The organism is Paenarthrobacter sp. UW852 (assembly GCF_024608385.1).
Taxonomy (GTDB): domain Bacteria; phylum Actinomycetota; class Actinomycetes; order Actinomycetales; family Micrococcaceae; genus Arthrobacter.
In genome coordinates this window covers 416,156-436,337 of record NZ_JAMSGY010000001.1, presented here as the reverse complement: position 1 = coordinate 436,337, position 20,182 = coordinate 416,156, and the positions used below count along the sequence as shown (strand labels likewise).

Sequence of the window (20,182 nt, the reverse complement as noted above, 5' to 3'; positions counted from 1 at the left end):
TCATGGCCGGTTCCCTGGATTTCCTCGGCCCCATTCTTGAGGTGATGACGTGGGTGGGGTTTGTCCCCGGCGTGCCTCTGCTGGTCATCGCGTGGGTTGCTGCGAGGCGCCGCTGCCCCTGGGCGGCGGCCGACGGCGAACAGTTCACCGCCGGGGGATACCTGGGACTCCACTGGGTGGACCAACGCAATGAGGAACAGAAAGTCCTCCTGGACGTCGCCGCAAAAGATGGCAGCCTCACATCACGGTCAGTGGTGGTCCACTACGATATCTGCCACCCCTCCAGATGCTCCCTTCAGCCGCCCAAGTACGACAACACCGTGCTGATTCTTGGCTGGGTCCTTACTGGCATTGGTTTCCTGAGTACTGTCGGTGGACTTCTCCTGGTGATCATCTAGCCGCTGGCCCTTGAACGCCCGATCGGTGCGGAGCTAGCATTTGCGAACGGCAGGTCCGTGCGGCCAAAACCAGGAGATCCAGATGAGCGAATCGTCCGCCACGCTGACAGTGGACTTGATTATTTCCTTGGACGGTTACGCTTCAGCCGAGGGGTGGCCGGGATGGTGGGGGCTGGAGAGCCCGGAGTACCTGGCGTGGCTGGAGGAAGAAGGCAAAAAGGAGTTCACCACTCTGATGGGGGCAAATACCTACAGGGTCATGTCAGGTATGTCCGAACAGGCCGCGGGCCAAGACTCAGGCTTCTCCGAACAAGAAGACGCCGCCCTCACCGGGTTGGCCGCCATGCGCAAAGTCATCTTCTCATCCACCCTGCAGGAGCCCTTGGCGTGGCCCAACTCGGAGCTGGTCAGCGGTGACGCGGTGGAGACCGTGCGAAGGATGAAGGAATCCGGAACCAGGAAGTTGATGACCCTGGGCAGCCTCAGTCTTAGCCGTTCCTTGCTGGCTGCAGGCCTGGTTGACAGGTATCGACTGGTCATTTTCCCCGTCATCACAGGCCGGACGGGACGGGAGCGGATTTACGACGGCTATCCGGATGTCTCCCTTGACATGGTGGGAAGCAGGACGTTTGGAGGCGGGCTGCAAATGCTCGAGTACATTCCCACCGTTATCGACGGCCCACGGGCTGGCCGAGTGTGAGGCACCGCACAGGAACAGGATCCGCAGGGTCCTGGTGGACAGCCGGGACTAGGGCTGTTCGGGGAGCAAACTCTTCAAGCAGTCGGCGTAGTGGGTCATGGCTTCGGAGAACTTCAGAAGTTCGAAGCCTGCGGGGCCTTCGATGCTGCGGTTTCCGTCACCGGCCTCACGCCACAATATGGGCTCGCTGCTGGTCCCGTTTGCCATGAGCGTCGCAATACCCCACGGATGGTTGGGATCCGCCACGGTAATCTCAGTGGCATCGAAGGCGTCGCGCAGGACGTAGGTGGTGACGGTCCGCCATGACTGCAGGAACGGTGGCTTTAGCTGCTCAATAAGGTCCTCGTCCTGAATGTTGTAGGCGTCCAATAGACCCTTTGATAGCCCGTCCCACTCTTTGTCGTCTCGGACCATGAGGTGCGCTGCCTCAACATGGGCGATGGTTTCGTTTAACGTCATGGCCAGCTCCCCACACTTCCTGTCGTCGCTCAAGCCCGTTCACTCAAGCCCAGGCGCCCGTGGTCATTGCCACGTCACACCATCATGAAAAGTAAACGGACAGGAGCCCTTCTTGATTCCCGTTGCTGCCGTTGTCGGCCACCACCGGTGGTCAATAAGCAAACTTACTAATAGGCTGGGCGTGGGGGCGTCCCCGAACGAAGAGAGTTGAGGCGAACATGGCAGAAGAGCGCGACATCAGCAAAGTCACGGACATCATCAACGGTGCCAAGATTGGCATGGTGACCACAGTCAATGAACAAGGTGCTTTGGTTAGCCGTCCGCTGGCGATCCAGGATGTCAAGGACGACGGCGACATGTGGTTCTTCACGGGACTCGGTACGTCACAGGTAGCGCATGTCCGAAATGATCCTCGGGTCAACGTGTCCTTCGGAAAGAACACGGAGTGGGTATCTGTTGCCGGAAACGCCGAGGTGGTCACTGACCGGCAGATAATCCGCGACATGTGGAACCAAACAGTTGAAGCGTGGTTCCCGGACGGCCCTGAGACCCCGGAGGTCTGCCTGTTGCGTGTCGACTCTGAGTCTGCCGAGTACTGGACCAGCCCTGGTGGCACGGCTGCGACTGTGCTGCAGTGGGTGAAGTCCAAGGTCACCCACTCGCGGATGAGCGTCGGCGAGAGCGGTACGGTTGACCTGTGAACCGACGTGGTTGATTCGGGGCGGTTTCGGCGCCTCCTGGAGGACGAGAAGCAGCAGAAGCTCGAACTTCTCGCGGCGCTGAGCAGCGACATCACATCGGTGAACCGCGCACGGCAGGACTCGAATGTTGATGACGAGCATGACCCCGAGGGCAGCACCATCGCTTTTGAACTTTCCCAGGCCTCTGCGCTACTGCAGCAGAGCAAGCGTGGACTGGCCCAGATTGACGCCGCTCTTGAGCGCATTGTCGCAGGGAGCTATGGATTGTGCGCCGTGTGTGGTGCGGTAATACCAGAGGGCCGGCTGGAGGCCCGGCCATGGACGCCGTTCTGCGTTAAGCATTCCTCCGGCAGGGCATAGCTCTTTCGAAGAGTGGCCGTTTCGCTTCCTTGGCTGCTCGGGGTTCAGGCTCCGCGTCCGCTAGGTCCCCATCCCCGGCTTGACCGGAACGTACTCGATGCCCTGGTGAACTTTCTTTTGCGGTCCACGGGAGAAGCCCTTGGCATCGAGGTGATTACCCGCCCGGTAGTCCGCCAGGGCTTGGTCGTAGGCCTCGTTGAGTTGCCGGCCGCTGAGGATCTCCTGCGTGCCATCGGTGAAGGTGATCTGTACGTTGATGCCGTTTGGGAAGTGGCGCTTCATGCGGATGAAACCTTGGGGATCCTGCTGTAGGGAAATCAATGCGGCCACGCTTTCAGAAGAGGTTTCCCCTATCTTCCCGCAAGGGACTCTACCGTCGACATTTTAGTTGCAGGTTCAACCAATAAGTTGTACGGTTAACTTGAAGGTTCAAGCTTTGCCCTTCCAGTCAAACCCTGAAGGACCCCACATGACCGCCTGCCTGGACATCGCTCCACCCGCTGCATCGCTGCCCAGGGCGACGGTTCGCAGCAACGTCACCGTGCCGCTTCAGTTTCCTGACGGATTCCGGACGCCGGCGGAAGTCTTCACGTTCCACGGCCTGGCTGACGGCAAGGAGCATTTGCTTCTGGCCCTCGGCTCATGGGAGCAATCCCTGCTGGCCCCGGATAGCGAAACAGGTGTTGCTCCTCTGGTGCGCCTTCACAGCGAATGCATGACAGGTGACGTCTTCGGCAGCGAGCGCTGCGACTGTGGTCCCCAGCTGCGTGAAGCGGTGGAGGAGATTGCCGCCGTCGGAGGTTTCCTGCTGTACCTTCGACAGGAGGGCCGGGGCATTGGCCTGTATTCCAAACTGGATGCTTACGCGCTCCAGGACAACGGCCTGGATACCTACGAAGCCAATCTGGCTCTTGGCCATGACGAAGACGAACGTGACTACTCCGCCGGAGTCCAGATGCTCCAGGCCATTGGTGCCAGTCGAATCCGGCTCCTCAGCAATAATCCTGACAAGGCAGCACAGCTCTCCGCACTGGGAATCGACATCAGCGAACGAGTGCCCACCGGCGTCCATGTGTCCGAAGCCAACCTGGCGTACCTGGCAGCCAAACGCGACCGGACAGGACATGTGCTGGAATTGCCTGAGCCTGCCTTGGTGCCTGAGCCTGTCCCGGAGGTCCGGAGCCCGGGATTCCACACGGAACCGCCAAGCCCGGGAACTTTGATCTCCCGGGCAGGAGCCCTGGTCCCGCACCTCAGGGCACGCGCATCCGAAACCGAAGAACTCCGTCGTTTGCCCGAAACTACCGTGAATGACCTTCATGAGGCGGGCGTTTTCCGCCTCCTCGCGCCCAAGGGCGTTGGAGGTTACGGGTTTGGCGTTGAGGACTATGCCGGGGTGGTCAGGCAGCTTGCCCGTGGTTGCGCATCAACTGCATGGACCGCCGGGCACCTGATGGAACATGTGTGGATGCTGGCCCGCTGGCCCAAGGAAGTCCAGGACGAAGTCTTTGCCTTTGGCGGCGTTCCCCTGGCGGCAGCGACGGGTGCCCCGGTTGGCGCCGCCATAAAGGTTGCCGGTGGCTACAGCATCTCCGGCCACTGGAGTTTTGCTTCCGGAGTCATGCATTCGGAGTGGGCGCTCCTGGCTGTTGACTGCGACGGTGTCCGTCTCCAGGCCTTGGTCCCTGTCGCGGGGCTCGAATTGATGGACGCCTGGCATACCGCAGGGTTGCGGGGGACGGGCAGCAATGACCTGCGCGCGGACCAGCTCTTCGTTCCTGACCACCGGGTTTTGGAATGGGCCACCCTGGTCGCTTCGGACAACCCGGGAAGCTTGGTCCACCCCGACCCCACACTTCACATCCCGATGGCGACGCTGTTGAACCTGGTGGCACCGTCCACCGCCTTGGGCGCCGCAGAGCATGCCTTGGAGCTGTTTCAAGCGCAATTGATGGTGCGAAAGGTCAAAAACACTACCGAGGTGCGCCAAGCGGACTCTGTACTTGCCCAAGCCCGTTTCTCCGAGGCCTTCGGACAGGTTGCCACCGCGAGGATGCATTGGGAGGAGGCCATCCAAATCCTGGCTGCGGTGATCGGACGGTCCGACACGGAGCCCACGGATACTGAGCGGTCGCGGTACCGGCTATCACTTGCCCTCAGCGGCCAGGCGTCGGAGGCCGCGGTCAGGCTCGTCGTCGCGGGTTCGGGCGGCAGCGCACACCGCTTGTCGCATCCCTTGCAGCGCATCCAAAGGGACGTGAATGTCCTCCTGAACCATCCGACGCTCAGCTTCGACCCCATTGTTGAGCAAGCAGGCCGGGGACTGCTGGGCCTGGGGTTCACCGTCAGGTCGTTCTAGGCGTTTCAGGAGCTGGGCCCTCCGGGGTTGGTTCCGCAGCCAAGGTGCTGGCCCGGTCCGCCGCAGCCCCTTGCTTCCTGCTCGCCAGCAGGAAGGGCACCGCAATAAGCTCGATAACGCCGGCCATGGCCAATGAAGCCGGATAACCGTAAAGGTCCGCGCCGCGGCCCAGGAGTGGTTGGATCACCACTCCGCCGCTGGAACCCATCAGCGAATCGAAACTGAGGACGGTGGCCCGCTGTTTCGACGGGATCATGTCATTCACATACGCCTGTCGGACCGGAGTAGCCGCAGAACCCACCACGGCCCACAACGCCAGCAGCACCAGGGCTACCCAGAACACGCGCGTGGATCCCAGCACGAGGAGAATCACGGCACCCGCCAGGCTGGCGAGGATCATCACTGACGTGCGTTTGTGAAACAGTCCCCGGGCGTGCGGGGCCAGCCAGCCGCCCAGAATCTGCGAGCCTGCGACAATCGCGGCGGCCAGGCCCGCGATGGAATAGGCTTTCGGGTCCCCAAAAAGGTTGAGAAGGTACGGCTGCAGAGCGTAAAAGACGTAAATTCCGACGCCGGCGCTAAAGGGAGCGGCCAGCATCATGTACCGAACGGGCCGGTTTTTCAGGCCGTTGTCTATCGAGGCCGTCAGTACGGTACGGACAGCCCGCATAGGGCTGGTTGAAGGCTCAGGCGAGAAACCGACGTCGTGCATGAGACCGAAGGCCACTACAAACATGGCAAGCAGCACCCCCACGCGCAAAAGGAAAGGCACGCCCAGGTTGGTGGCTTGGGCAATCACGCCGCCCGCGACGGACCCAAACAGCATTGCGAGGCCCTGGACCATTTGCCCGCGGCCAAGCACGGATTCGAGCCCGCCTTCGTAACCGGAGAATCGCAGTGCGTCCACGAGCCAAGCTTCGACGGCTCCGGAAAAGAACGTGAAGCCAAGGCCCAGCAGGACCGAAACCACTGCCCACATCCAAAACGGGGCTGAGACCTGCCAGAGCACGTAATACAGGTAGGTGGACACGGCCAGTGTCACGGTACCGAGCAGGAACGATACGCGGCGGCCCCAACCGTCGGCGACCACCCCGGTGGGAACTTCGAAGAGGACCATGCCAGCTGTGAAGAAGGCATTCGCGGCGAAGGCTTCCAAGTTGCTGAGGCCCGCATCAAGCAGGAAAAGGGTGTTGATACCCCAGATGAAGGACGCCGCCACGGTATTACCCAGCGTCAGTGTGAGGTACACACGTTGGATCGTTCGTGCGGCGGGATTCATGGTGTCGCCGCTTCCGCCAGGGCGGGGAAGGACCACACGCCCATTCTCGCGCTGATCGCCCCTGTTCGCCAGATCCGGGCGAGGTTTGATGTGCGACTAGAGGTTTGCGTTACGGGGATGTAAATCTTCGGGACACCTTAAGTACCAAGTGCCGGGGAACCCTGCGTGGGTTCCCCGGCACTTGGCGGTACATCGTTAGGCTTGGTTGCTCACCAGGCCATCTGCAGCGGCACTTACCGTCTGGCGCGCCGAAAGCAAGGGCCTGAAGAACTCGCCGAGTTCGGCCGTTGCGGTCAGTGGCAGGACGTTGGCAACGTATTGGTCGGGGCGGACCACCACGACGACGCCGTCGCGGCTGAGTCCGCGCTGTTCGAAGATGTCGTTTGCCGGGTCGGTTCCGAAGACCTTCTCAAGGTACGTGAGCTCAAACGGTCCCACAGTGGGTTTGAAGACCGCCGGGACGGCGTTGATGTCCACTCCGGTGTGGTCTTGCTGGTAGATCACCTTGACGTCGAACCAGGCGTCGCGGTCAAGGCTCGACGGCGTAGCGGCCAGCGGGGAGTCGGGTGCGGTTTCGAGCCACTCGGCCACGTCCGCGAGCGGGCCGGCGGATCCTGCAGGTGCGGCGTCGGCGAAGACGTAGATCCGCCAGCGTCCGTCGGCTTTTGCGTGGTGTCCAAGGTGCATCGGGTTGGTGTCACAGACACGCTCCACCGGTGCTGATTTGAAACGCTTGCCCACCGGGAAGCCGGTGGCGAGTTCCTGGTGCTTTGCCTCGGCAACGAGCATGGAGGGCGCGTACTGTGTCATGAACCCGGCCGGGAACTCCGCGGTGCTCGTGTAGAACGTTTCCAGCTCCGTAGGGTCCTTGAATTCCTCGGGCTTCTTAGCCATGAGGGTGGACCATTCCTTATCGAAGTCGATCAGGTTCTTCGCTACTACCTGCCGTTCGGCGGAGTAGGTGTCCAGCAGGGACTCCGGGGACCGGCCTTCGAGGACGTGGCCGAGTTTCCAGCCAATGTTGAAGCCGTCCTGCATGGAGACGTTCATGCCTTGCCCGGCCTTGGCGGAGTGGGTGTGGCAAGCATCTCCGGTGATGAACACCCGTGGTGTGCGCGTGCCGCGCTCTTCCGGCAGGACGTCGTCGAACCTGTCCGTGAGCCGGTGACCGACTTCGTAGACGCTGTGCCACGCAACATTGCGGACATCCAGCGTGTAGGGGTGCAGGATGTCGTTGGCCTTGGCGATGATCTGCTCAATGGTGGTCTTGCGGACCGCGCCGTGGTCATCTGCAGCGACCTCACCCAAGTCCACGTACATGCGGAACAGGTGTCCGCCCTCGCGGGGGATCAGGAGGATACTGCCGCCCGAGCCGGACTGGATGGCGCACTTGGTGCGGATGTCGGGGAAGTCCGTGACGGCGAGAACGTCCATGACGCCCCATGCATGGTTGGCCTGATCGCCTGCAAGATGGCAGCCGATGGATTCGCGGACCTTGCTGCGGGCGCCGTCGGCGCCCACGACGTACTTGGCGCGGATCAGCCGTTGCTGGCCTTCGTTCGGACCGGAAGTGTGGCCGAGCGTCACAGTGACTGGGTAGTCGCCTTCGCCTGTGACATTGAGGCCAAGGAACTCGTAGCCGTAGTCGGGAACCATTCGGGTAGGGGAGTTGGCCATGAATTCCGCGAAATAGTCCAGAACACGTGCCTGGTTCACGATCAGGTGCGGGAATTCGCTGATCCCCGCCGGATCGTCCACCGCGCGGGCAGCCCGGACGATGCGCGAATGATCGGCAGGGTCAGGCTTCCAGAAAGCCATCTCGGTAATCCGGTAGGCCTCGGCAATGATCCGCTCAGCGAAACCAAACGCCTGGAAGGTCTCCACGCTGCGTGCCTGGATGCCGTCGGCTTGGCCTATCGCGAGCCGGCCCGGGCGCCTCTCAATGATGCGCGTAGTGACACCCGGGAACTGGGACAGTTGTGCCGCGGTGAGCATGCCAGCGGGGCCGGTGCCAACAATCAGCACGTCAACTTCGTCGGGAAGCCCGGCTGGTCGATCAAGACCAACGCCGGCTGCCGGCTCGACTCGGGGGTCACCGGATACGTAACCGTGGTGGTGGAACTGCACGGGCTTTCCTCACTTCTTCGTGGGCTGGTGCTTCATGAGTGTTCGGACTGTGTTCGATAATAGAACAGCCTGTTCAATTATCGCTCAGACAATCGTAATGCGGGTCACACACGCGTTCAAGTCCTTTCGGATTTGACCCCGGTTGCACTCCAGTTCCTTCGGAATAGTGGTTGGGCATGTGAGGATCAGGTATGCCTCGACTGATGCTTCTGGACACTGCCTCGTTGTACTTCCGCGCCTTCTATGGGGTGCCGGATTCGATCCGTCGCGAAGACGGAACACCGGTCAATGCGGTACGGGGCCTGATGGACATGATTGCCCGTCTCATCACCGACTATGAAGCAACCCACTTGGTGGCATGTTGGGATAACGACTGGCGACCCAAATGGCGGGTGGGGCTGATTCCCAGCTACAAATCGCACCGTGTCGCGGAGCTCGTCCCGGACGGTCCCGACGTCGAAGTGGTTCCCGACCCGTTGGAGGCACAGATCCCCATGATCCAGCGAGTGCTGGAGCTCGCCGGCATTGCGGTCGTTGGCGCGGATGATCACGAAGCCGACGACGTCGTTGGCACGTACGCCAGTCACGCACAGTTCCCCACCGATGTGGTCACCGGCGACCGCGACCTGTTTCAACTCGTCGACGACGCCCGCGGCGTCAGGGTCATTTACACCGCCCGCGGCATGAAGAACCTTGAGGTGATGACCGACGTCGTTGTTGTGGGCAAGTACCGGGTGCTGCCCCAGCAGTACGCCGACTTTGCGACCCTGCGGGGTGACGCTTCCGACGGGCTGCCCGGCGTGGCCGGAATCGGTGAAAAAACCGCAGCGTCCTTGTTGGGCGAGCACGGTTCGTTGGCTGGCCTGCTGGAGGCTGCCGAGACGCCCGACGGCGGACTGTCGGCTACGGTGCGGGCCAAACTTTCAGCGGCGGCGGACTACCTTAAGGTTGCGCCCGCCGTCGTCAATGTTGTCCGGGACCTGGAGGTTCCTACGCTCGAACAAGCCGGCGCCGAACTGCGGCCAGTAACAGGGGATGCACGCGCTGAACTTGAGCGGCTCGCTACCGAGTGGAACCTGGGTGGCGCTGTGAAGAGGCTCCTGGATGCGTTGGACAAGCTCGGCTGAACCTCGAATTCACAGCGGAATTACAGGTTCACAACAGCGCAGACTGGGGTAGCACCTCCATCGTGTTAGGAGGACGGCACACCTGACCGTCCCTCAGGCACGGACCGAGGCAACACGGTCCATTGAGGAGAGGTATATGTCGAGAACCAAGAGAATCACACTCGGAATCGCGGCCGGAGCCCTGGCCCTTGGCGCGGGGATGGGAGTGACAGGGATGGCGACAGCAGCCACTACCCCGTCGCCGAGTGCCACATCCTCCACGGATGCGGGCACGGCCCCAGCTGATCACGCGGGCAAGCCCGGAGGCCACGGCCATGGACGTGACGGGGGCCAGATCGCCTCCCAGCTCGCAACCAAGCTGGGCGTTGATGAAGCCAAGGTCACCGAAGCCCTCAAGGCTTTCCGCGAAGCCAACAAGCCCGCCACGCCACCTGCTGAAGGATCGGAAGGCACCAAGCCGGACCGGACGGCGCAAGAGGCCGCACTGGCCAAGTCCCTGGCCACGGCATTGGGTGTTGACGAGGCCAAGGTGACCAGCGCGCTGGAGGAGATCCGCACCGCCGGCCAGGCAGAGCGGGCAGCTGCACTGAAGACCAGGCTCGACAAAGCCGTTTCAGACGGAAAGCTCACGCAGGCCGAAGCTGACGCCGTGACCAAGGCTGTCGAAGCCGGGGTCATCGGAGGCGGCGGCGAGCGTTAGGTGCCCGCCCCTCCCTGGCTGGAAGCCAACTGAAAAGGATCCCTCAGGCTTCGGCTTGGGGGATCCTTCGCGTCATGTTTCGGGGAGACACCTAATGCGGCCTGAACTGCTCTGCAACGGGACACTCAAAAGGTTCCCCGGCAAACAGGCCTACACCGTCCAGATACTTCACAACGATCACATAGGAAGCAATCAAACTGGTCTCCGTGTAAGGAATGCCCAGATCATCGCAACACCCCCTGACGATCCCAGAAGCCCGCTGGAGGTAGGGCCGCGGCATGTCGGGGAAAAGGTGATGTTCGATTTGGCGGTTTAATCCGCCCATCAGGGTGTCCATCAACAGGCCGCCGGTGATGTTGCGTGCCGTGAGGACCTGGCGGTTCAGGAAGTCGGCCCTGCTGGACGGTGGGAGTATGGGCATTCCTTTGTGATTCGGCGCAAAGGAAGCGCCCATGTAGAAACCGAAAACACCCAGTTGTACGCCAAGGAAAGCACATGCCATCCCTAACGGCAGGAGCGAAAAGACCAAGAACGGTACAATCAGCAACCGCAGCACGATGACGGGGATCTCCACCCATCGGTGGTCCACTTTCCCTTGACGCAACAGGTATTTCAACGAATCAATGTGCAAGCTGACACCTAGGAAAAACAACAGGGGAAACAGCAGCCAGCCTTGTTTGTGGGTGACATGCACCATGACTCCATGCCGGCCGCTTGCCGCCCCGGGGTGGAACGCAATGGCTCCAGTGTGGATGTCCGGATCCTTATCGATGACATTGGGAAAGTTATGGTGCCTTGTGTGCTTCTGCGCCCACATGGAGTAACTGATACCGACAAGTCCTGTGCCGATCAGTCGAGCGGACCACTCGTTCATTCCTTTGGACTTGAACACCTGCCGGTGAGCGGCTTCGTGCGCCAGGAAAGCAAACTGGGTAAGTACCACGCCCATGAACGCTGCGATGAGGAGCTGGAACCACGTATCCCGGAGCAGGAGGAAACCGCTCCACGTTCCGGCCCATGCGATCATCAGGACGATGAAGATGGTGATGTAGAACCCTCTGCGGCGCTGAAGCAGGCCTGCATCGCGGACGGACCTCAGGAGTGCGGAGTACGAGTTGACCGCCCGGGCGGTGGCACCTCGCTCCGGACGGTACTTCTCGGACGAAACTTCTGGTGCCACGGTGCCTCTAGCCAATTACCGGTGGACTGAACACATCGTTTTCCACCGTCTCTTCAGAGTACGCCCCAACCCCAAACAAAGCCCGCGAAAAATCTCGAGGCAGGATGTCGAAATTTCCTCGACCCACTCGACGTATGGACGAGAAAGTCGAGACGACTTTCCACGACACAGGAGATTGAGTGAGATAGCGAAATACTCCGGAGTGATCTTTGCCCGCCGGGTGGAGAGGAAGTCGCGTGTCTCGGTCCGGTTGTCTATGGTTCAACGGTAAGACTTTTGGTCGGCTCAGGGAGTCACTGCCAATACCCCTATCAGCAGTGCCTCCCTTCCTTTCAGGCAAAGAGTGTTAGATGGAAACATCCACTTAAGACAGACACGCAGGAGAAACATGCCTACCGCTTCCGCATTTGCTTCACCCTCGGCCACGGGCGACCTGACCCTGACCACCATCGAACGCCGTGAGGTTGGCCCGAACGACGTCCATATCGACATCAAGTTCGCCGGAATCTGCCACTCGGACATCCACACCGTCCGCGGTGACTGGGGCCCCCAGCAGTACCCGCTGGTCCCGGGTCATGAGATCGCCGGTATCGTCACCGAAGTCGGCTCCGAGGTCACCAAGCATAAGGTGGGCGACCGCGTCGGCGTCGGCTGCATGGTCAATTCCTGCAAGGAGTGCAAGAACTGCCTGGCCGGCGAAGAGCAGTACTGCCTCAAGGGCAACGTGGGCACCTATGGCGCAGTGGACCGCGACGGAACCATCACCCAAGGTGGCTACTCAACCAACGTCGTAGTGAACGAAGACTTTGTTGTCACCATTCCGGAAGGTCTGGACCTCGATGTTGCCGCACCGCTGTTGTGCGCAGGCATCACCACCTTCTCCCCGCTGCACCACTGGGGTGCGGGTCCCGGCAAGAAGGTCGCCATTGTCGGCTTGGGCGGATTGGGCCACATGGGCGTCAAAATCGCCCACGCAATGGGTGCCGAGGTGACCGTCCTGTCGCAGTCGTTGAAAAAGATGGAAGACGGCCTCAAGCTCGGCGCGGACCACTACTACGCCACCAGCGACCCCGCCACCTTCGAGGCGCTTGCAGGCACCTTCGACCTCATCATCAACACTGTCAGCGCTTCCATCGACATCAGCTCCTACCTGCAGCTGTTGACCCTCGATGGAACGTTGGTCAACGTTGGAGCGCCGGCTGAACCGCTGCCGGTGAACGCCTTCGCCCTTATCGGCGGCCGTCGACGGTTCGCCGGTTCCATGATCGGCGGCATCCCGGAGACCCAGGAAATGCTGAACTTCTGCGCCGAGCACAGCCTTGGCGCCGAAATCGAGGTCATTCCCGCGAGCCAGATCAACGAGGCGTACGAGCGAGTCCTGGCCTCCGACGTGCGCTACCGCTTCGTCATAGACACCTCCACCATCGGCTAGGACCCCCGGCGACACCGTCAACACGGCGCCACCAAAAACACGAAAGGCCACACCTCCTCCCGGAAGCGTGGCCTTTCCCGCGCCCCCAACAGGGACAATGGTCTGGTGACATTCAGACTGGACACCATTGGCAGGGGACTGGTCTTCGCCGATTCCCTCGACAACCTCGCCTCGGCCCTCACCAACCAGGGCGACGCCGGCACCGCAGTCGTGCAGGCACCGCCAGGAACAGGTAAAACCACGTTGGTGCCTCCGCTGCTGTCCAATCTTGTGTCCGAACGGCACCCCGGCCAGCCTCGCGTCGTCGTCACCCAACCGCGGCGCGTCGCTGCCCGGTCCGCCGCCCGCCGGCTTGCCAGCCTGGACGGTTCGCGGCTTGGTGGCAGGGTCGGCTACACCGTCCGGGGTGAAAGCAAAATCAGTAACGACACCGTGGTGGAGTTCGTCACGCCCGGCATTCTTCTCCGTAGGCTGTTGGTTGATCCGGGGCTTGACGGCGTCCATGCGGTCGTCCTGGACGAGGTCCACGAGCGCGGGCTGGAAACGGACCTTCTTCTCGGCATGCTCGCTGAGGTCCGCGAACTCCGGGATGACCTGTCATTGGTGGCGATGTCGGCGACCGTCGACGCGCCTCGTTTTGCGGCGCTCCTGGGTAAATCCGGGCTCGACGGCGCCGGTCCTGCTCCGGTGGTTGATTGCCCGTCCGCGCTGCATCCGTTGGAGGTCCGGTGGGTGCCTTCCCGGGACCGGCGGCTGGATGAGCGGGGCATAACCCGGAGCTTCCTCGACCACGTTGCCTTCACCGCGGCGACCACCCACGCTGCTGCCCTGGACACCAATCCCGGGGTGGATGCCTTGGTGTTCCTTCCGGGCGCCCGGGAGGTGTCCGACGTCGCTGCCCGCCTGCGGGGGCAGGTGGCCGACGAAATCGAGGTGCTGGAGCTGCACGGCCAGATCGGACCGGAGTCCCAGGACCGCGCTGTATCAGGCCGGGAACCCGGAGGCGCGCCCCGGATCATTGTCTCCACGTCCCTGGCGGAATCCTCGCTCACCGTTCCGGGGGTTCGCCTGGTCATCGACTCGGGGCTCTCCCGGGAACCGCGCCGCGACTCGGGGCGGGGCATGTCCGGTCTGGTGACGGTCTCTTGTTCCCGCGCCTCGGCGGAGCAGCGCGCCGGCCGGGCTGCGCGGCAGGGTCCGGGCACGGTAGTGCGTTGTTATGACCAGCAGGCGTTTTCCGCTGCCCCCGCTCACCAGACCCCGGAGATTACCGTCGCGGACCTGACAGGTGCGGCATTGGTCCTGGCTTGCTGGGGCGCGCCTGGCGGCGAGGGCTTATCGCTTCCCGATGCACCTCCGGCCATCGCCATGAGGGATGCCGTGGAGGTGCTCCGGGAATTGGGAGCGGTGGCGGACGACGGAACCGCCACCAGTTTGGGCAAAACCCTGGCCCGGATCCCGGCCGATCCGCGGCTTGCACGCGCCTTGCTGGAAGGATCCAGCGTTGCCGGCCCACGTTCGGCCGCTGAAACGGTGGCCTTGGTGGCGGGGGACCAGCGGGCTCCCGGAGCCGATCTCACTGCATTGCTCTCATCGCTGCGCACGGCTTCACACCCCGGCGCCCGGCGATTCGCGGAGGACACGCGGCGGATGGAGTCGATGGCGCGGCGGGAGGCGGCCGCCGTCGAACCTTCCCAAGGAAGCAAGGGCGTCACGGCGAGGGAAGCGCCCGGATTTGTGGTGGCGTTGGCGTTCCCGGATCGGATCGCCCGGCGCGTTCCCGGCGATGGAAGCATCACGTACCTGCTCTCCTCCGGAACGCGTGCCGGTCTCCCGGCTGGTAGCCCGTTGACGGCCCATGAGTGGCTTGCTGTCGCCGAAGTGTCCCGGGCCCATGGCCGTGACGCTGCGGGTACCGGTGCGGTGATCCGATCGGCAGCACCACTGTCGGCAGAACTTGCAGAAGCCGCAGCCCCCCACCTCCTTCTCCAGACGGTGCAGGCAAAGTTTGGCCAAGGGCGCGTCACCGCCAAGCTGGAACGTCGCCTGGGCGCCATCGTCTTGTCCTCCACGCCGGTCAGGCCCAGCGTGGAAGCCGGTCGGCACGCCGTGACGGAGGCGCTGAAGAACACCGGGCTTTCGATGATGGGGTGGTCTGCACCGGCCGATGCCCTGCGCAGGCGGCTCGCTTTACTGAGGCGCGAGCTCGGTGATCCGTGGCCGGACGTCAGTGAGGATGGCCTGCTCGCCCGCCTGGACGAATGGTTCGGCCCGGAGCTGGAGACCATCGCCTCCGGCACGCCTGCCGGCTCCATCAACCTCGTGGAACCCTTGCGGCGCCTGTTGCCTTGGCCGGAAGCGGCCAGGCTGGACAGCCTGGTGCCGGAGCGCCTTGAGGTGCCGAGCGGTTCGCGGGTGCGGATCGATTATCCGGACGTGGACGACGACGGCGGCAGGCCGGTTGTGGCGGTCAAGCTCCAGGAATGCTTTGGCTGGGACCGTACGCCGCACCTGGTCGATGGCCGCGTTCCGGTGCTCTTCCATTTGTTATCACCGGCCGGACGCCCGTTGGCTGTCACGGACGACCTCACCTCGTTCTGGTCCGGGCCGTACGCGCAGGTCCGGGCCGAGATGCGTGGGCGCTACCCCAAGCATCCCTGGCCCGAAGACCCGTGGACGGCGCCGGCCACGGCCAAAACCAAGAACCGGATGCAGGCCGGCTAGCCCAACCGCTCCACCATGAACTGCATCTCGCCATCCACGAAGGTTCCCACAACGCTGCTGGCGGCGAACTCGTCAGGCCCGGTGGTCAGGGGATCGAGCTCGAAGGCTGTGAAGTCTGCGCGCTTGCCCACGGTGATGGAGCCCGATACATCCCACAACCCTGCGGCCTTGGCCGCGTGCGAGGTGTATCCCTCCAGGGCCTGGAGCGCGGTGAGGGCCTGGGCCGGGGCGATGGGCTGCTGCTCGGGATGTCCGGATCGCCGGCGCAGCTGCGCATCGGCGATGGTGGGAAGCGGCTCGTAGGGGGCGATGGGCCAGTCCGAGCCGATGCCCAGGGTCACTCCGGCATCACGAAGGTCCCTGCACCGCCATGCCCTGTCCGCACGTTCGGGGCCCAGGCGGATAGACCAGTTGTCGCTGTGGTCCGCGAGCGAATAGTGCGTGCAATGGGTTGGTTGCATGCTGGCCACCACTCCCGAGTCCCTGAAGCGTTCCACCAGTTGGTCCGGTACGGATTCGATGTGCTCGATCCGGTGCACCGTCCGGCGCAGGACATCGGCAGGAACAGTCTCGGAGAGCGATTCCAACGCGTTCAATACATGGTGCACGCCCGCGTCTCCGATGGCGTGGGTCGCTGTGGGGATTCCCCGGGAGGCGAAGTAGCGGACAGCGGCGGTGTAGTCCTCGGGACGAGGCCAGAACGCTGCTGTGGATTGGCCAAGGGTGTCCGGTTCGTAGAGCCACGCGGTGCCGTTGTCCACTGTTCCGTCGACGAAGAGCTTGATGGCCTCAATGGACCAGCGGCGACCACCGGTTCCGATACTGCGGGCCATCTCCTTCCACTGGGCTTCGCCGCTGCCTGGCATGCACCACGGGGCCGTGCGCAGCCGAAGGGGCAGGTCACCGTCTGCTTCCAGTGCCTGCAACAGGGCGGTCGATTCCTCACTGTGGTCCATGATGTGCCCGCCGGTCAGTCCGGAACGGGCGAAGTCCCTCAGCAACCCGGCCAGCCGCGCCTTACGCTCGGCGAAGGACTCCTGCGGCATGTGCCGCTGGACGAGTTCCATGGCCGCGGCTTCCAGCAGGAGCCCGGTAGGGGTGCCATCGCCGTCGCAAACCACCTCTGAAGCCTGGTTGAATTCCTCCGGCCCATGGACACCGGCACGGTCAAGCGCCCGGCTGTTGGCCAGCGCCGAATGGCCATCGAACAGCCGTACAAGGGCTGGCTTCCCGCCGCTGACATCGTCCAAGGCATGGCGGTGCATGGGGGTGGTGCCGAAAGCGTTCGGGTTCAGGCCCCAGCCACGCAACCACTCGCCGTCGTTCGCTGCTTCCGATCGCAACAGAGCGCGCACGTCCGCCAATGTCGCCGCACCGGACAGGTCGACCCCCATGGTGAGGTCAAGGCCAAAGACAGGATGGATGTGGCAGTCCACCAGGCCGGGAGTCAGCGTAGCCGTACCGAGGTCCACCACCCGGGTTCCCGCTTGGCGCCAGCTTTGGGCGTCCGTGCGGCTTCCGACGGCGGCAATCACGCCACCGCTGACTGCGACGGCTTGTATGGGCTCATGGTGTGGCCGGTCATCCAGTGTGTGAACGGTGTCGGCAAGGACGATGAGGTCAGGAGTCATGGGTTTCAAAGCTTCCAATCCGGGAAAAGACGTCGGGGCGGTTGGTGCGCAGGCTACGGGCGATGAGCAGGCCGGCAAGGAACACCAGCGGTGATACCAGGAGCAGGATGGTATTGGTCAGCGCATCGGCGAAGGTGAGGAGTTCGATGTTGATGGCGATCAGTGCCACCACTCCGAACAGGAGGATGGCCGAGGCTACTGTCAGGGGGATGATCAGGCGGTTCGTGACAGCGGCAGGGTTACGGCGCAAGTAGATAGAGGCAGCAACGGACACCAGTCCCTGGAGTGCGACAATCCCGAAAATACCCGGTGTGTTGACCCAGATCAGGAGTTGCTTGTACGGGTCGGCCCCTGCGATCGCACAGATGATAATGACGACGGCAGCCAGGACAGTCTGGATCTGACCTGCACGATGCGGCGACTTGTATTTGGGGTGTGTCTTGCCAAGGAATGCGGGCAGGACGCCGTCTTTCGCCAGCATGTACACGTAGCGGTTGATGGCGTTGTGGAAGGCAAGCTGGGATGCGTAGACACTGGTCACGATCAGCACGTACATGACGACTTCGGCCCAGGGCCCAACGTATTGGTTGATGGTAGCGAAGAACATGCCATCGGCCAGTTCACCGGCAGCCTCCACCACGTTTCCGTCCCCATATGCCTGGATGACGGTCCAGACGATGAATGCGTAGAACACGGACATGAAACCTACGGCAATGTAGGTTGCCCGGGGGACCGACTTGTCAGGATTGCGTGCTTCGCGCCGGTACAGCACCGTGGATTCAAAGCCCATGAAAGCTGCGAAGCAGATGGCGAGGATGGCCAGCACGCCTGGCGTGAACGCGTGCTCGGGGGAGAAGGAGGAGAAGCTGATGCCTTGGGCGCCTCCATGGGCCAGGATTCCAACCCCCATGACGGCAAGGATTGCGGTTTCGGCGATGAGCAGGACCCCCAGGACCTTTGCCCCGACGTCGATGCCGCGGTATCCAAGGAACCACACCGCTGCGATCGCAACCAAGGCCACTACCGGCCAGGGAACGTCGAGGCCGAAGAGCGTGTGGAGCATCGCCTGGGTCTGGACGGCGAAGAGCCCGTAGACGCCGATTTGCAGGCAGTTGTAGGAAACGATTGCCAGGATGGCTGAGGCCAGGCCCACGGTCTTGCCCATGGCCAGTGTGATGTAGGTGTAAAAGCCGCCGGCGGCCTTGACGTGTTTGGTCATGGCCATAAAGGAGATGGCAAACACCAGGAGTACCGCGCCGGCGATGACATACCCCATGGGGGCGCCGATGCCCCCAACGCCAAGGGCTACTGGTGCCACTCCGGCCATCACGGTGAGGGGGGCTGCTGCGGAGATCACCAGGAAGGCGATGCCGCCGGTGCCGATGGCATTCCGTTTGAGCCCATTCCCGGCATCTGCTGCCGGGGGTCGGGTTTCGAGGTCAGACATGGGGGTCCTCTGGGGTTCTGTGGGGAGGGGAATTCTTGGAGGTTCCGGAACCTAAAGCGAAAGGCTTTCGTTTATCGTAAGGGCCTGTGACCCTCCGCACAATACTTCGACGCAAACTTCTGGCTAGAGTCGTAACAACAACCGCGAATGGAGACACCCGCATGGCACGCCCGCTGGTCCCGCTGATATCGGTCGACGCACTCGTCACCGCCGCCCTCGAACTGGTGGACGAGGCAGGGGATTTCAGCCTGCCGAAACTGGCCAAACGGATCGGGGTCAGCCAGTCCTCCATCTACAACCACGTGAGCGGTCGCGAAGAGATACTTGAGCTCATGCGCGGGCGGATCATCGCAGAATTGCCCTACGTACTCGGCGACGACCAGGATTGGGAAGCATCACTCCGCGCGATCGTCCGCAGCTACCGCGACGCTTTTGCCCGCCACCCCAGGCTGGCGCCCCTACTGGTTCTCCAAACAGTCCAGGACCCCCAAGTACTGGCGCTTTACGAAAACCTTGCCGTCGCCCTCCGCGCAGCCGGGTTCACCGGCCGGGACGTAGTCTCCGCGATCTCCACCATTGACAGCTTCGCGCTGGGGTTCGCCCTGGACCTGGCAGCTCCTGACGTCGTCTGGGCTCCGCCACAGCACGGCTATCCGACGCTCACCCATGCCCTGAGCTATGCGGGCCCTCCCACTGAACGCGGTGAAGCCGCTTTCGAATTCGGTCTGGAAATCCTCATCGCAGGCCTCCACTCGCGCCTCCAGTCGACGGTGCAATAGACGTGGACGCTGCTGGAAATGTGGCCCACAACTGGTGGGACGCGGTGCTTCGCGGTTTCACCGACACCCATACCACTGCAGTTCCCCTCCCTGCCCTGCTCGGCATTCTCGCCTGCTCCGTGGTCCTGAGCATTCCACGGCCCACATGGCGCTGGTTCGGCCTGTACGTGACCTTCGTCCACGAACTCGGCCACGCGTACGCAGCCCTGATGACCGGCCGGTTCGTGCACGGACTTCGCATCGGGCTGGACCATTCGGGCCGGCTGGTCAGCAGCGGCCGGAGTTCCTTCGGTGCGGCATGGTCAGGATTCTGGGGTTATCCGGCCCCGGCGGTTGTGGGCCTAAGCCTGATCGCCGCATGCGCTGCCGGGCGTTCGGGAGCCGCAATGTCCGTGGGCGCCCTGATACTGCTGGTTTCGCTGGTCTTCCTCAGGAACCTGACGGGCATACTGGTGGCAGTGTGCAGCGCGGTCATTGCCCAGGTCCTGATACTGTTTGCGGCGCCCACCACCGTCAATTACGTCGTGCTGGCACTTGGTGTTGCGCTCTCCGTGGGCGGTGTCCGCGATCTCTTCAAACTCGTCGGTGTTCATACCCGGCGACGGAACCGGTTGGCGGCCTCGGACGCGTTCATTCTGGGCCGCACCACGGGTGTCCCGGCCTACGTCTGGCTGGCCGGCTTCACCCTGGTAATTGCGGGGTGCTCACTCGTGGCTGCCTGGTTGCTGTGGGGCATGCTCACGGTTTAGTCCAAAGCCGGGCCGGTGGATCAAAGGCCG

Annotated in this window: 18 protein-coding genes; 11 read left to right on the top strand and 7 right to left on the bottom strand. The window is 62.8% G+C overall.

The genetic code is table 11. From position 1 onward, the window contains the following. Positions 1–2 precede the first annotated feature (2 nt). Both NEK97_RS02035 and NEK97_RS02030 read left to right on the top strand, forming a co-directional pair. Positions 3–398, top strand: coding sequence for a hypothetical protein (locus NEK97_RS02035; protein ID WP_257368197.1), 396 nt, complete (start codon positions 3–5; stop codon positions 396–398). An 82-nt stretch (positions 399–480) separates the two neighbouring features. Next, positions 481–1,098, top strand: coding sequence for a dihydrofolate reductase family protein (locus NEK97_RS02030; RefSeq protein ID WP_257368196.1), 618 nt, complete (start codon positions 481–483; stop codon positions 1,096–1,098). Between the two features lie 48 nt (positions 1,099–1,146). Here the strand turns inward: NEK97_RS02030 and NEK97_RS02025 are convergent, their stop codons facing one another. Beyond that, positions 1,147–1,557 (bottom strand): hypothetical protein, encoded by a 411-nt coding sequence (locus NEK97_RS02025; protein ID WP_257368195.1) that lies wholly within the window; start codon positions 1,555–1,557, stop codon positions 1,147–1,149. Positions 1,558–1,775: 218 nt separating this feature from the next. Between NEK97_RS02025 and NEK97_RS02020 the strand changes: the two genes are divergently transcribed. Both NEK97_RS02020 and NEK97_RS02015 read left to right on the top strand, forming a co-directional pair. Further along, on the top strand, positions 1,776–2,258 hold the full coding sequence (locus NEK97_RS02020; RefSeq protein WP_257368194.1) for a pyridoxamine 5'-phosphate oxidase family protein: 483 nt from the start codon (positions 1,776–1,778) through the stop codon (positions 2,256–2,258). Between the two features lie 6 nt (positions 2,259–2,264). After that, positions 2,265–2,618, top strand: a complete 354-nt coding sequence (locus NEK97_RS02015; protein ID WP_257368193.1) for a TraR/DksA family transcriptional regulator — start codon at positions 2,265–2,267, stop codon at positions 2,616–2,618. Positions 2,619–2,678: 60 nt separating this feature from the next. Here the strand turns inward: NEK97_RS02015 and NEK97_RS02010 are convergent, their stop codons facing one another. Continuing rightward, positions 2,679–2,939, bottom strand: coding sequence for a hypothetical protein (locus NEK97_RS02010; protein WP_257368438.1), 261 nt, complete (start codon positions 2,937–2,939; stop codon positions 2,679–2,681). A 148-nt stretch (positions 2,940–3,087) separates the two neighbouring features. On the opposite strand from NEK97_RS02010, the gene ribA reads away from it, so the two are divergent. Further along, positions 3,088–4,977: a GTP cyclohydrolase II RibA gene (gene ribA / locus NEK97_RS02005; RefSeq protein ID WP_257368192.1), complete on the top strand. Its 1,890-nt coding sequence runs from the start codon at positions 3,088–3,090 to the stop codon at positions 4,975–4,977. Here ribA and NEK97_RS02000 read toward each other — a convergent pair. Next, entirely contained in the window at positions 4,964–6,256 is a 1,293-nt protein-coding gene (locus tag NEK97_RS02000; protein ID WP_257368436.1) for an MFS transporter, read from the bottom strand. The genes ribA and NEK97_RS02000 overlap by 14 nt on opposite strands. Positions 6,257–6,451: 195 nt before the next feature. After that, positions 6,452–8,383, bottom strand: coding sequence for an FAD-binding monooxygenase (locus NEK97_RS01995; RefSeq protein ID WP_257368191.1), 1,932 nt, complete (start codon positions 8,381–8,383; stop codon positions 6,452–6,454). 191 nt (positions 8,384–8,574) lie between these two features. On the opposite strand from NEK97_RS01995, the gene NEK97_RS01990 reads away from it, so the two are divergent. Together NEK97_RS01990 and NEK97_RS01985 are read left to right on the top strand one after the other, a co-directional pair. Continuing rightward, positions 8,575–9,510 (top strand): 5'-3' exonuclease, encoded by a 936-nt coding sequence (locus NEK97_RS01990; RefSeq protein WP_257368190.1) that lies wholly within the window; start codon positions 8,575–8,577, stop codon positions 9,508–9,510. A gap of 136 nt (positions 9,511–9,646) precedes the next feature. Beyond that, a complete protein-coding gene (locus tag NEK97_RS01985; RefSeq protein ID WP_257368189.1) occupies positions 9,647–10,210 on the top strand; it encodes a Clp protease N-terminal domain-containing protein in 564 nt (187 codons plus the stop codon). A gap of 91 nt (positions 10,211–10,301) precedes the next feature. Here NEK97_RS01985 and NEK97_RS01980 read toward each other — a convergent pair whose 3' ends face one another. Further along, positions 10,302–11,390, bottom strand: coding sequence for an acyl-CoA desaturase (locus NEK97_RS01980; RefSeq protein ID WP_257368188.1), 1,089 nt, complete (start codon positions 11,388–11,390; stop codon positions 10,302–10,304). Positions 11,391–11,778: 388 nt separating this feature from the next. On the opposite strand from NEK97_RS01980, the gene NEK97_RS01975 reads away from it, so the two are divergent. Both NEK97_RS01975 and hrpB read left to right on the top strand, forming a co-directional pair. Further along, a complete protein-coding gene (locus tag NEK97_RS01975) occupies positions 11,779–12,822 on the top strand; it encodes an NAD(P)-dependent alcohol dehydrogenase (protein ID WP_257368187.1) in 1,044 nt (347 codons plus the stop codon). A gap of 105 nt (positions 12,823–12,927) precedes the next feature. Continuing rightward, positions 12,928–15,546, top strand: coding sequence for an ATP-dependent helicase HrpB (gene hrpB, locus NEK97_RS01970; RefSeq protein WP_257368186.1), 2,619 nt, complete (start codon positions 12,928–12,930; stop codon positions 15,544–15,546). On the opposite strand, the gene NEK97_RS01965 is transcribed toward hrpB, so the two are convergent. Continuing rightward, positions 15,543–17,177: an amidohydrolase gene (locus tag NEK97_RS01965; RefSeq protein ID WP_257368185.1), complete on the bottom strand. Its 1,635-nt coding sequence runs from the start codon at positions 17,175–17,177 to the stop codon at positions 15,543–15,545. The genes hrpB and NEK97_RS01965 overlap by 4 nt on opposite strands. Further along, positions 17,167–18,624, bottom strand: a complete 1,458-nt coding sequence (locus NEK97_RS01960) for an APC family permease (RefSeq protein WP_257368184.1) — start codon at positions 18,622–18,624, stop codon at positions 17,167–17,169. The genes NEK97_RS01965 and NEK97_RS01960 overlap by 11 nt, the downstream gene beginning before the upstream one ends. Positions 18,625–18,785: 161 nt before the next feature. Between NEK97_RS01960 and NEK97_RS01955 the strand changes: the two genes are divergently transcribed. Together NEK97_RS01955 and NEK97_RS01950 are read left to right on the top strand one after the other, a co-directional pair. Continuing rightward, positions 18,786–19,403: a TetR/AcrR family transcriptional regulator C-terminal domain-containing protein gene (locus NEK97_RS01955; protein WP_257368183.1), complete on the top strand. Its 618-nt coding sequence runs from the start codon at positions 18,786–18,788 to the stop codon at positions 19,401–19,403. 2 nt (positions 19,404–19,405) lie between these two features. Then, complete coding sequence (locus NEK97_RS01950) at positions 19,406–20,152, top strand: M50 family metallopeptidase (RefSeq protein ID WP_257368182.1); 747 nt, start codon at positions 19,406–19,408, stop codon at positions 20,150–20,152. The last annotated feature ends 30 nt before the right edge of the window (positions 20,153–20,182 follow it).